Source organism: Streptomyces aureoversilis, from assembly GCF_042657885.1.
GTDB classification, from domain to species: Bacteria; Actinomycetota; Actinomycetes; order Streptomycetales; family Streptomycetaceae; genus Streptomyces; species Streptomyces aureoversilis.
In genome coordinates, this window is the sequence record NZ_JBHSKJ010000039.1 from 1 (window position 1) to 11,560 (window position 11,560).

The 11,560-nt window shown below is 66.0% G+C and carries 11 protein-coding genes and 3 pseudogenes; 10 read left to right on the forward strand and 4 right to left on the reverse strand.

All coding sequences use genetic code 11. The annotated features are described in order from the left end of the window. Positions 1–1,402: 1,402 nt before the first annotated feature. From ACFPP6_RS35780 to ACFPP6_RS35795, 4 genes are all read left to right on the forward strand, one after another. A complete protein-coding gene (locus ACFPP6_RS35780) occupies positions 1,403–2,005 on the forward strand; it encodes a hypothetical protein (RefSeq protein ID WP_382051063.1) in 603 nt (200 codons plus the stop codon). 290 nt (positions 2,006–2,295) lie between these two features. Further along, a complete protein-coding gene (locus tag ACFPP6_RS35785; protein ID WP_382051064.1) occupies positions 2,296–2,928 on the forward strand; it encodes an HAD family hydrolase in 633 nt (210 codons plus the stop codon). Between the two features lie 4 nt (positions 2,929–2,932). After that, on the forward strand, positions 2,933–3,439 hold the full coding sequence (locus ACFPP6_RS35790) for an NAD(P)-binding domain-containing protein (RefSeq protein WP_382051065.1): 507 nt from the start codon (positions 2,933–2,935) through the stop codon (positions 3,437–3,439). Positions 3,440–3,474: 35 nt separating this feature from the next. Then, positions 3,475–3,774: a DUF1932 domain-containing protein gene (locus tag ACFPP6_RS35795; RefSeq protein WP_382051066.1), complete on the forward strand. Its 300-nt coding sequence runs from the start codon at positions 3,475–3,477 to the stop codon at positions 3,772–3,774. 549 nt (positions 3,775–4,323) lie between these two features. Here the strand turns inward: ACFPP6_RS35795 and ACFPP6_RS35800 are convergent. After that, positions 4,324–4,632: a hypothetical protein gene (locus ACFPP6_RS35800; protein WP_382051067.1), complete on the reverse strand. Its 309-nt coding sequence runs from the start codon at positions 4,630–4,632 to the stop codon at positions 4,324–4,326. Positions 4,633–5,022: 390 nt separating this feature from the next. Between ACFPP6_RS35800 and ACFPP6_RS35805 the strand changes: the two genes are divergently transcribed. Genes ACFPP6_RS35805 through ACFPP6_RS35815 form a run of 3 tightly spaced genes read left to right on the forward strand, consistent with a single transcriptional unit; the run spans position 5,023 to position 7,969 of the window. After that, the gene (locus tag ACFPP6_RS35805) at positions 5,023–6,159 is read left to right on the forward strand and encodes a ParA family protein (RefSeq protein ID WP_382051068.1); all 1,137 of its coding nucleotides are present in this window, start codon (positions 5,023–5,025) and stop codon (positions 6,157–6,159) included. Continuing rightward, positions 6,156–7,151 carry a ParB/RepB/Spo0J family partition protein gene (locus ACFPP6_RS35810; protein WP_382051069.1) on the forward strand — a complete coding sequence of 332 codons (996 nt, stop codon included), beginning with the start codon at positions 6,156–6,158 and terminating at the stop codon, positions 7,149–7,151. Before ACFPP6_RS35805 ends, ACFPP6_RS35810 begins: the two co-directional genes overlap by 4 nt. A 44-nt stretch (positions 7,152–7,195) precedes the next feature. After that, complete coding sequence (locus ACFPP6_RS35815; protein WP_382051070.1) at positions 7,196–7,969, forward strand: M48 family metallopeptidase; 774 nt, start codon at positions 7,196–7,198, stop codon at positions 7,967–7,969. A gap of 22 nt (positions 7,970–7,991) precedes the next feature. Here the strand turns inward: ACFPP6_RS35815 and ACFPP6_RS35820 are convergent. After that, positions 7,992–8,483, reverse strand: a pseudogene (locus tag ACFPP6_RS35820) (IS110 family transposase); the annotation flags it as partial. A gap of 6 nt (positions 8,484–8,489) precedes the next feature. On the opposite strand from ACFPP6_RS35820, the gene mmpB reads away from it, so the two are divergent. Beyond that, positions 8,490–8,618 (forward strand): morphogenic membrane protein MmpB, encoded by a 129-nt coding sequence (gene mmpB / locus ACFPP6_RS35825; RefSeq protein WP_382051071.1) that lies wholly within the window; start codon positions 8,490–8,492, stop codon positions 8,616–8,618. 112 nt (positions 8,619–8,730) lie between these two features. Beyond that, positions 8,731–10,185, forward strand: a complete 1,455-nt coding sequence (locus ACFPP6_RS35830) for a peptidoglycan D,D-transpeptidase FtsI family protein (RefSeq protein WP_382051072.1) — start codon at positions 8,731–8,733, stop codon at positions 10,183–10,185. Between the two features lie 127 nt (positions 10,186–10,312). On the opposite strand, the pseudogene ACFPP6_RS35835 reads toward ACFPP6_RS35830, so the two are convergent. Further along, positions 10,313–10,656: pseudogene (locus tag ACFPP6_RS35835) on the reverse strand (helix-turn-helix domain-containing protein); the annotation flags it as partial. A gap of 100 nt (positions 10,657–10,756) precedes the next feature. Next, a pseudogene (locus ACFPP6_RS35840) lies at positions 10,757–11,040 on the reverse strand (transposase); the annotation flags it as partial. Between the two features lie 237 nt (positions 11,041–11,277). Here ACFPP6_RS35840 and ACFPP6_RS35845 point away from each other — a divergent pair. Continuing rightward, positions 11,278–11,560, forward strand: a 283-nt coding sequence (locus ACFPP6_RS35845) for a transposase (protein WP_382051074.1), incomplete at its 3' end; no start/stop codon positions are given.

The following is an 11,560-nucleotide window of genomic DNA, read 5'->3' on the forward strand; positions in this document are numbered from 1 at the left end:
CCCACCCCGGCCTCACCTGCGGCACTGATCCCCGGCATCCACGTTATGAAGAGCCTGCCGAAACTGTGGCGGTCCTGCCCTTATCAGCGGTCTGTCAGTGCCTCCGGGCCCGGTGACACCACCCCCCCGGATCATGTGGTCCAACAGGGGGGAGAAGTCATGCCGGGCCCGGAGGCCGGGAGCCCCATTGCGAGGCCGTGGAGAAGATAACGGGGGGAGGTACCGTTGGTGGGGTTGGTGGCGATGCCCCCTCGTCGTCCATATCCGCCGGCGCCAGGACCACATCCGGCGTGCCCGGCGGGCGCACATTGCGGCGGAGATCGGCCTTGAGATGCCCGGCCTGGGTGACGGCGAGCGCCGTCGGGTCCTCGAGGACCGGTTGCGTGAGCAGGCCGCCATCGAGGCGGAGGACTTCATGTGTCGGCGCGAGCAGGCCCGCGCGGAGCAGGCCCACCGCGAAGCCGCCCGTGCGGCTGCCCAGGAGCGGGCGGAGCGCGAACGTGAGGCCGTTGCCGATGTCGTCCGCCAGGGCCCTGGTCGCCGTCAGATTGACCGACGGCCGGCACCGGACGCAGCGCTCCCCGTTGCCGGGGGATTCCGTGGCGACTGCCGATGGAGTCGTCGGCGAACTTCATGTCACGGTGCATCAGCGCGGCGGCCGACGCGGCTGCAGCGTTCACCGGCCTACCTCCAGCACCCCGGCGTCAGCCCACTCCCCCATGAGACGGCGGCGGCTCTCCCCAGCCCAGACGAGGGCACGGCAACGCCCTGGCGAGGGTGAATCTGGGGTGTGGTGTGACACACGAAGGCGCATTTACGGCCAAACGGGCATGCTGCGGCTGACAGGCCCCACAAGCGTAATGCACAATGACAGCGTTCCTTCGGAAACGGAGGTACGCAAAAGCCGCCTCGGTGAGGTGGCTGGTTCTGGCGAACCGAGAAATCGAACCGTTCGAAGCCGGCGGCAACCGGGTCGAACAGCTCCTCCGCGGGGCCCTGCAAGGCCTTGCGGAGAGCAGAAGGCGCTGATCCTGGCGACTGCAATCACCGGAAACAAGCGGCCGGGCGGATAGAAGCCCCGCGCAGCGGGCGAGCGCCGCCCCAACCATCACGTCATCTCAACCCCCTCACGGGAGACGTGTGTACGTGCTCGGATCGGCACGGAAGCACGTAAAGGGCACTCGACCGGAGCAACGCGCGCGTCATCGCTACTACGGCGAGTGCCTTGGTGTGTGTCCGCAAGAAGGTCCGGGTAATCTGAACCATGTCTAGACCATTCTTGAGCTGGTCTGGGGGCCGTGCCCCGAAGCCCCACCTCGCGGGGCTCAGCCATGTCTGTGTAGATTTTATCCACCGACGCACTACCCCGATCGCGGCCCTGCAAGGCATGCCCAAACCACCCGTGTCACCTTGCCTCCGCAGCCGCCTGACGGCCCACCAGCACATATCCGGCATGATGAGCAGCATGCAGACGGCGCCGACCGACTCCTTGGAACTGGACAGGGCCGTGCCCACCTTCGCGCGCGCGGTTCAGCAGCGCCGCTACGCCGCGACCATGGAACAGATCGCCGCTCGCCGCGCCCCGGGCCGCCCCGTGAAGGTCTACGTCAGCGCCGGCCCCAGAGCAATGGCGAGTCCCAAATGGGACACCTGGCTCGAAGACATCGCAGCGCAGCTCCCCGACGGCGTGGAACTCCTCCACTACCGCAACACCGTCACCGACAGCCGCCCCTCTGACTGGGACCCACTCGCTGACAGCATCGACGGGCTCATCATGGTCGGCAAGCAGAAGCGGCCCGGCGGACGCGTCTACCTCCTCGGCCCCGTCGCCTGTCTCGAACTGCGGTCGCTCATCGCCACCCAGCCTGTCCTACTCTACGCCCACAACCTGGGCCTCATCCCGGCCATTGGCTGCAAGAGCATGCCCTGCGAGACCGCCCCACGACTGAAGCTGATCGCGCCCAAGCGGTGGCAGCGCGACTCCCCACCCTCCAGGCCGCCCTGACTCCACCTGAGGCCAGAAACGCCATCCCGCATGCAGCCGCAGCGACACATCTGCACCAGCCCTTCGCCGCGCCTATCTCGTCGGCGTTCTGACCCCCAGGTCCAGCTACGGCTCCAAGCCTGGTACGCACGGCCATGGCCGCCGCCGCACGGATTGACGCTGCCACCGCCTGCGCATGCCCTGCCTGAGGTGCGCAGGTTTGGTCCACCTTGGCTGCTGGGATGACGGAGTACGTGATCACTTGAGGTTGCATACATCCGGCCAGGTAGGGTCCGTGATTGTGGCCCGCTTTGCGATCTTCGAACTGGACGGCACTGGTCGACCGGCAATCGGCGCTCAGCAATGCTGTGACCGGCCTGAGCCGTACGCACAGTTTTGGACCCGAGATCGAGCAGTGGCTGCTCGCCGAGCTGGCTGATCGCGCGAACCCCGCCGACTTCATCCAGCTCCGCACGGCGTACGGGCTGACGGAGGACCCGGCCCAGCTCTGGCAGGAATACGTCGACCGCATGGCAGCCGCTGTAACCTGCCGACCGGACGTCCTTGAGGGCTTGGTTCAACTCCGCACGGCAGAGTGGACGATCGGCATCGCCACTAACGGCGCCTCTAATATCCAACGCGCCAAGCTGCGCACAACCGGCATCAGCGAGCTGGTCGACGGCATCGCGGTCTCCGGTGACGTACAGGTCCGCAAACCCGACCGACAGCTCTTTCATCTCGCCGCGGCCCGCTGTGGCAAGGAGCTCGCCGACGGCGCCTGGATGATCGGCGGCAACCCCGCTGACGTCGAAGGCGGCCGACAGGCCGGCCTGCACACCATCTGGCTGCGCGGACGCCCCTGGCCCGAGACGATCCCGGCCCCGCACCACGCCGCCCATGACGTCACCGAGGCAATCACCTTCCTCCTCAACAAAAGGGAGTAGCACCGTGGACCAGCTCGTCGTCGGCATCCTCCATCCCGGCAGCATGGACGCAGCCGTCGCCGCATGCGCCACAACCAACGCGGCCGCGGACCTCTGGTGCGCCGAGGGTCGCAGCCCGGCGAGCGCCGCACGAGCCGAGCAGTTCGGCCTGGAGCTGGTGCCCACACTGCAGGAACTGCTCGAGCAGTCCGACATAGTCATCAGTCTCTGCCCGCCAGCAGCTGCCGAGAGCCTCGCACGCAAGGTCGCCACCTGCCGGTTCGACGGGGTGTACGTCGAGGCGAACGCAATCAACGCCGAACGCACTGTACGGATCGCGGATGTGCTGGCGACGACGGCAGCCACCGTGGTCGACGGAGGTGTAGTCGGCTCGCCGCCGGCCGGTGGCAAGACGCCGACGCTGTACCTGTCCGGCCCAGTAGGCGCGGCCGTGTACGTCGAGGCGGTCTTTGCTGGGACTGCTGTGCGGACGAAGGCCTGGGTTCCGAGGTCGGGCAGGCATCCGCGCTGAAACTCCCGTACGCCTCCTTCCAGAAGGCGAGCCGCGTGCTGGTCGCGCTCGCGACCGGGTGGGCTCGCGAGCAGGGTGTCGACCAGGAGCTCCTCGACATCGCCTCACGCCGTACCGACTCGTACCTTTCCGAACCCGCATACATCGCCAAGACGGCGGCATGCGCCTGGCGCTGGGGACCAGCGTTGGAGGAAGCCGCCGACATACTCGAAGCTGCCGGCCTTCCCCCGGAGATGCTGCGCGCGGCTGCGTCGACGCTGGCACGGTGGGACGACGTCAAGGACGACGGCGAGCTCACGCTCACCGACGCCCTCAACCAGCTCGCCCAGCCGTAGCCCGCGTTCATGCCGAAGCCTCTCCCGCCCGCTGCGCCAGCCACTGGTCGATAGAACACCTTCGGACGGCTGCCGATCGCAGTGAGTACGTCTATCCTCTGGAAGACGTACTGAGCTTCGAGGGCGTCGTCGGCTGGAGCGAGGACTTGGCGTGGGGGCTCACGAACGAGGAGTACGAGATCTCCTGCCCGGGCTGTGCAGCGGGCCTGTTCATTGTCCTCGGCGAGCGTGGGTCCTCTCGACCAGTGGTGATTACGCACTCTCGGACGACGTCGTGGAGAAGAAGCCCCTGCTCCCTGCCGACCCCATCGGTCTGACCGGCATCGATCGCCGTCTGCACGACCTCGCGCTCGCCGACGGTCAGGAAGAGCTCGCCAACATGTTGACCTACGTCTTCGGCGATGCGACCTGCCCGGACTGTGAAACGGACTTCTCAGTGGCTGTCAGATCAGTGCGGGCTGACCAGCCACGCTGGGATGATTCGCCCACTGCTTCGACGCGCACGGCGACTTGTCTCAGCTCGGTAAGGAACCAATCGCGGGTCGTGGTTCACAGCGCTCGTTCTTGTGGCAGCCGCCGATTGAACTCGGCCTTGAAGCGTTCGAACTTCTTGTCGCCGGCGAGCGCGAACTTCCGCCAGCGCGGGGAGGCGTAGAGCAAGATCGTCTCGACGATTTCCGGATAGACGGCGACATACCGGCGTGGGTCGAATGGCAGGACTTGTCCGTTGACCGGAGACAGTTTACGGAGCCGTTCCGCATGGTCGCTCAGGAGGTAGCCGCGCTGGAACAGGCTGTGCCAGAAGGTCGAACCGTACCGGCAGCACGCGTCCAGCAGGAGATTCCCGTGGCGGCGCAAGAGTCGGTGGTGGCGGTTTGGGCTTCGACAACGTCCGGGAACTCGGTGAGATCGAACTGACGGGAGGGGCTGTCGATCGCCCTTCCGATCCAGAGCCGCTGCGGGATGCAGACCTGATCGTGGCGGGAAGCCCAGGTCCAGATGCCGATCCGGGATGCCATCGACGTAGTAGCAGCCCAGACCGATGGGTCAGGAAGAGCGAGACGTACCAGCAGGTGGCCGAGGTTGACGGAGCCGTGCGACCGGATGGTTCAGAACGACTGGGATTGGCTCGCCATCAGCGAGACGGGGCAGTCACCAGCAGAACAATATGAGATCAATTATCAAGAAAGGTATCTTTAGGATGGCATGGCGTCGCAAGGTAGCGTCAGACGCTAGTAAGGTTACTGCATGACCGATGATCAGTCCGGAAGTGACCGGGAAAAGGTAGTTTCCAAGCTGCCCCAGGATCTACGTCAGCGGCTGAAGGTACGGGCTGCTGAGCTGGGCATCGACATCCAGGACGCCGTGACCGACGGCGTCACGCGATGGCTCGAGCATGACGCCCCATTGCAGACGGTGGACACCGCCGGTGCCGAGAACTGGGCCACTTGGCTCCCCATCGGCCTCTACGGCCGCCTCAAGGACAAGGCCACCCAGCGCAGCCTGCCCTACGTCCAGGGCGTCGCTCAGGCCGTAACGCTCTGGCTTGACCTCCACTCCGCTGCTACAGTCCCCAGCGGCGACCCCCAACGCAAGATCGTCGTCAACCAGAAGGGCGGCGTCGGCAAGACCGCCGTCAGCGCCGGCATTGCCCAGGCTCTCGCCGAAGCCGGCAAGCGCGTCCTGGTGGTGGACTACGACCCCCAAGGCCACCTCACCAAGCAGCTGGGCATCCCGCCCCTCACCGTTGGCGGCGACAGCCTCGTCAAGCACATGATCGGCGAAGCCACCGGAAAGATCGTCGACCTGCTGGTGCCCGTTGAGGGAGAACGCTTCGACGGGCGCCTGCTGGTACTGCCCTCCTGTCAGGACGCCTTCCTCCTCGACGTCCGCCTCGGCCCCATCCGCGCTTCGGAGCGTGCCCTCGAGCGTGCCCTCAAGCCTCTCGAGGAGGGCGTCGACGTGGTCATCATCGACGGCCCGCCCAGCCTGGGCCTCGGCGTCGATGCCGCCCTCTACTACGGCCGCCGACGCAGCGGCGAGCGTCATGGCGTCTCAGGTGTCCTCATCCCCGTCGAAGCCGAGGATTCCTCGGCCGACGCCTTCGAGATGCTGACCAATCAGATCGCTGCTCTGGACGAGGACTTCGGCGCTCAGGTCGACTACCTCGGCATCGTCGTCAACAAGTACGACGCGCGCCGCGGCTACGTCGCCACTTCCTCCCTGGAACTGTGGCAGAGCCTGGGCGAGCCTCGCGTCGTCGGCGTCATTCCCGACCTGCGGGAGCAGCGAGAAGCTGTCCGCGTCAAGCGCCCGCTTCTTGACTACGCGCCCAGTTGCAAGCAAGCGATCATTCTCCGGGACATCGCCAAGGAGATCTCGTGAAGGCATCGGATCGCCTCGGTAACGCCTCTTCCTTCAGTGGGCTCAGCTCCCGCCGCCAGCTGATCAACCAGGCCACAGGCCGGGGAGCGTCTGCCCGTCCCTCGTCGTCCGTGCCGATCGACCAGCTCGCCCACAACCCGTTCAATCCGCGGGAAGAGCTGACCAACCTCGAAGAGACCATCGCTTCGCTGCAGGAGAAGGGCCAGCTCACGGCCCTTACCGTCGTCTCCCGTGACGCCTTCCTCAACTCCTACCCCGAAGCGGAAGAAGAGATCGTCGGCGCGGAGTGGGTCGTCCTGGACGGCAACCGCCGCCTGGCCTCTGCACGGCGTGCCGAACTGCCGGAACTCCGCGTCGACGTCAACGACACCCTGGCCGCCTCGGCAGCAGACCTTCTTGAAAACGCGCTGGTCGCCAACCTCCACCGGGCCGACATTCCCCCCATGGACGAGGCCAAGGTCGTCCGCGACCTCGTCAAGATTCACGGCTCCCAGGGCATCGTCGCCAAGAAGCTTTCGAAGTCCGGGGCATGGGTCTCCCAGCGCCTCGCCCTCCTGGAGCTCCCGGACGACCTGCGGGAGAAGGTCGAGTCCGGCGAGCTCAAGGTCAAGGACGGCCGGCGTATCGGGCGACTGCCGCAGGAACAGCAGCACGCGGAAGCGCAGAAGGCTCTTAACCGGGTTAAGGCTCCGCGTAAGCCCCGCGCCGCTTCGCCCGCCCAGGAAGTACCTTCCATCCCTCTGCCGGATACCGCTGCAGGGGCGCCTTGCGAAGTTGCCCCTGCAGCGCCGGAGGGGGCCAACCCGGTTGAGGCCACGACGGCCACGGTGCCGGAGCAGGCAGGAGCTTCGGACTCTTCTGCGATCGCAGAAGTCGTGCAGCGGCTTACGGAGCTGGCACCGAGCGCGGACGCCCTCGCTGAGGCACTCATCTCCCATGCGCCCCGCAGCACCGTTGCTGCACTGGCCGAGAGGCTCCTCGACAAGCTGTAGCCCAGCACCACCACACCCTTGCCCCGGATAACACCCTTACAGAGATGGCCTCGCTCTCGCGCGGGGCCATCGCTCTTTCTCGCGCTCTACGCGCATTGGTCCTACTGGCCGACTTCTATCTGGTCGCCCTTGCTATCCTCGGCGTGCTCGTCGGAGCCGATGCCGCAGCCTGGATCTGGGCGCCGCCCCCGGTCGCCATCAAGGTGACCGTCCTCTCCGCCGTGCTGGGATTCCCGGTCTTGCGGGGCACTTTCGCCCTGGGCGCGAGCACCGGGGAGGAGAAGGAAGCGCTGCCCCTCACCGAGGCCGAGCAGCCCGAACTATGCGGCACTGTGCGCTCGTTGGCCGGGCGTTCCGGGACTCGTCCGCCCGACGAAATCCTCCTCACCGAGGAGGTGAACGCAGCGGTCTCCGAGGACGCCCGACTGCTGGGCCTGTTGCCCGGGCGGCGTCGCCTGTACCTCGGCGTGCCGCTGCTGACCGGCCTGAGCGAGCCGCAACTGCACTCGGTGATCGCCCATGAGCTGGGCCACTACAGCGACGCGGACACCCGTATGGCGGGCATCACCCGGCGAGGCCGAGACTGCGTCCTGCGGACCGTCGCGGCATTCCAGGAGCGGGAGCAGAAGCGGATCGGCAAGGACCGCTCCAACTCCGGGAAAATGCTGGCGAGTAGGGCCCTCATGCGATTGATGGTCCTGGTGCGTTCAGTTGAGAGGCCATTGCGGTGGGCCAGGATGAGCGTGAGTTTCTTCGTAACCCTGGGGGTGCCGGCACTGGGACTGTCCGCCGGAGGCAGTGGACGAACTCGGCAATGATGTAGGAGTCCTTCAGGTCGGTCTTGTCCTGGCCACTAAAGCTCTTCTTGAAGGCGGCGAACTTCGAGCCGGTGACGTACCGCGGGTTCTGATCGTGGTTGGCCAGGACTTCCAAGAGTAGAGATGCCGGGCCGTCAATGAGATCGAGAGCCCAGGTCACGTGGTCCGACATGCCCATGGCCTCACCGAATGCGGTCAGGATGTCGGACTCGGAGTTGATCACCTTGCGGTTCCACAGTGCGTCGCCGTCGCTGTCGACCACCGTGATCCAGTGGTGTCCTTTTCCTACATCGCTCCCGGCCCATACCTGTGGTGGCCGCTGAGTCATCTCGTACTCTCCAAGTCGATCATGGACGGGACGCCAAGCCACCCCTGGAGCAAGTCCGTACGAGCGATCGAGTCGCCACTCCCCTGGGTCCACGGGCCTGGCGCGTGTCGTACTGGTCGGCCTGAGCGCCGACCGCAGCGGCTGAGTACGCGTACTCAGGCGCGGGGCACGGTCGGACCGGAGCATGGAGGCATGCTCCGGTCCGACCCGCCCGACGACTCCCTCGACGATCTCCGTGAGGCACAGCGGATGCTGCGCCGTGCCGGGGTGGTGCTGGCGGTCAGTGTGGCGGTGCCGTTCGTCGTCCTGGACATGCCATAACTCATGTCTCTTCCGTCACAGGCACACCACAGGTTTGCCCCACCAGGAACCATATTCGCCTGGTTCACATCAATCTCAGTGATATGCCGCGAACCAGGGAGTCCGTCACACCATGAACAAGCCTGTCCGCCATATAGCGATCTTCAGTGGCGTGCTGATGTTTGCGCTGCTGGCCCGTTCCACCTGGGTGCAGTTCGTCCGCGCCGACGATCTGGCGAACAACGAGCACAACCAGCGCGTCGCCATCGCGAACTTCTCGCAGCCCCGCGGCAACATCATCGTCGGCGGACAGCCGATCACTGGCTCCACCAAGACCGGCGGCGACCTCAAGTACAAGCGCACGTACACCGACGGCAAGATGTACGCGCCCATCACCGGCTTCTTCTCGCAAGGCTACGGCAGCAACCAGCTCGAGAACCTCAACAACAAGCTGCTCAACGGCTCCGACGACCGCCTCTCCCTGCAGCGCACGAGCGACCTGCTCACCCGGAAGAAGGCGCAGGGCGGCGACGTCGTGACGACGATCGACCCCAAGGCGCAGAAGGCCGCCTATGAGGGCCTGGGCGGCAAGAAGGGCGCCGTCGTCGCCCTCGACCCGCGCACCGGCAAGATCCTCGCCCTCTCCTACACCCCCGCGTACGACCCCTCGACCGTCGCCGGGCTCTCGGGCAGCGACAAGAAGGCGTGGGAGGAACTGGAGAAGGACAAGAACAAGCCGATGCTCAACAAGGCACTCAAGGAGGTCTACCCGCCCGGCTCGACCTTCAAGATCGTGACGGCCTCGGCGGCCCTGGAGAACGGCCTCTACCCTGACATCAACGCGAGCACCGACTCGCCCGACCCATGGATCATGCCGGGCACCGTGACCCCGCTGCCCAACCAGAACCCCACCGCGCCCTGCAAGAACGCCACGCTCAACGTGGCCATGCAGCACTCCTGTAACAACGTCTACGGCAAGGTCAGTTCTGACCTTGGCAAGGACAAGATGCGTGAGACGGCGGAGAAGTTCGGCTTCAACAACCCGACGGTGGACACCCCGGTCCGGGCCGCGAAGAGCGCCTTCCCCGACAACATCAACAAGTCACAGACCGCCCTGGCTGGCATCGGCCAGGGCAGCCTGACCGCCTCCCCGCTCCAGGTCGCCATGATGACGGCCGCGATCGCCAACGACGGCAAGCTGATGAAGCCCTACATGGTCGAGGAGCTGCGCGGCCCCGACCTGTCGACGGTCGAGAAGCACAAGCCGGAGCGGATGTCGCAGGCCGTCTCACCGGAGACCGCCAAGAAGGTCCAGCAGATGATGGAAGACACCGCCACCAAGGGCACTGGCAAGGCCGCGCTCATCGACGGCATCACCGTCGGCGGCAAGACCGGCACCGCCGAGCGCGGCGCGAAGCACCAGAACCTCGCCTGGTTCATCTCCTACGCCAAGACAGCCGAGGGCTCGCCGGTCGCGGTCGCGGTGATGATCGACCCGGACGACGACGTGCCCACCGACCAGATCTCCGGCGGCAAGCTGGCGGGCCCCATCGCCAAGAAGGTCATGCAGGCGGTGCTGGACAAGTAGGACAGGGCCCGCAACCACGCCCCGTCCCGCGCTCCGTCCCCACGCCCCGTCAGGGGCGCGAGGACGTTTCGATATACGGCTCCGCCGCATGGGCGCGAGCAACCACGGACGGCCCGCAGCCGAATCCCGACCAGCGGGTGAAAGGCTTGCCCAGTGCGGTCGAGCGGGTGGTGGCCGTCTGGGCGACGAAATCCTCGTCGTCGGGGCGAGCAGGCAGGGGCGGCCTCGCGCCCACCGAAGGCCAGACAAGGCCAGCCCCGTCTCGTTGAAGCGGTGGATCACATCACGGACCGTGTCCTGGTCAGCCTGCACCAGCTGTGCAATCACGGGGACCGCGCTGCCGCCGGCAGAGGAGAGCAGCATCATCGCCCGCCGGAACCGTACCGAACTCGTGCTGCCCCGCTGCACGACGTGCTGCAGCTTCTGCCCGTCCTGCTCGGTCAGCCTTCGGACCCTGACTGGTTGAGCCAACGCCGCTCCGTGCCATCGAAGCCAACACGTCCAACCAACACAACGAGCAGCCCGGCAAACCTTCAGGGCGTGTACGTGTCTTTGTGTAAGTCCTCGGGATTCACTTGGTGTTGAGCCGACCCTCGAAGAAGAGTGAGAACTGGTTCAGTGCCTTCTTCCAGTGTGTGCCGCGACGTGGTTGACATCGCACGCTTTGGGCGACCTGCTCGCGGACGGCGAGGTAGAGCGCCTTCAATGCGGCCTGTTCGGAGGGGAAGTGTCCGCGGTTGCGGGTGACTTTCCGCAGTCGTGCGTTGATCGACTCGATCAGGTTCGTCGAGTAGACGACCTTCCTTATCTCGGGCGGGAAGGCCAAGTAGGGGTGAATTCGCGCCATGCTGCCTGTCAGAGGATGTTCTTGCCGCTTACCTGCTGTTTTGTGCGGTTTGCCTGCCGCCCGGGATAGCCTGATAAATTCTGTATGCGCCGAATATGCCAAGGAAGCGCTCGCCATCGGCCTCGCGTGTCGTCCTGTTCTGCCTCAACAGCTCCTGTCCGGTTCGAAAATGCCGGGCTCGCCCGAGAACGCTCGCCCGGACGAGCGATGTACGGCCCCTGACCCCGGCCAGTATCAGTAGCGTTATGACGTCGCAGCCGCCCCGCAAGCCCTACCCGTCCGACCTGTCCGATGCCCGCTGGGCGTTGATCGAACCCACCCTGACCGCGTGGCGGGCTGAGCGGCAGAAGACCTCCCTGAACCTGGGCGGCAGGATCGCTGACCTGCGGGAAGTCCTCAACGCGATCCTCTACGTCAACCGCACCGGTATCCCGTGGCGTTACCTGCCGCACGACTTTCCGGCTCACACCACCGTCTTCTCCCACTTCAGCGCCTGGACCGCCGACGGCACCATCGAGAAGCTCGGCC

Bases quoted from the DNA above. Each gene is read 5' to 3' on its own strand.
- ACFPP6_RS35805 (WP_382051068.1), top strand. From the start codon at position 5,023: ATGACCGATGATCAGTCCGGAAGTGACCGGGAAAAGGTAGTTTCCAAG.
- ACFPP6_RS35815 (WP_382051070.1), top strand. From the start codon at position 7,196: ATGGCCTCGCTCTCGCGCGGGGCCATCGCTCTTTCTCGCGCTCTACGC.
- mmpB (WP_382051071.1), top strand. From the start codon at position 8,490: ATGCTCCGGTCCGACCCGCCCGACGACTCCCTCGACGATCTCCGTGAG.
- ACFPP6_RS35830 (WP_382051072.1), top strand. From the start codon at position 8,731: ATGAACAAGCCTGTCCGCCATATAGCGATCTTCAGTGGCGTGCTGATG.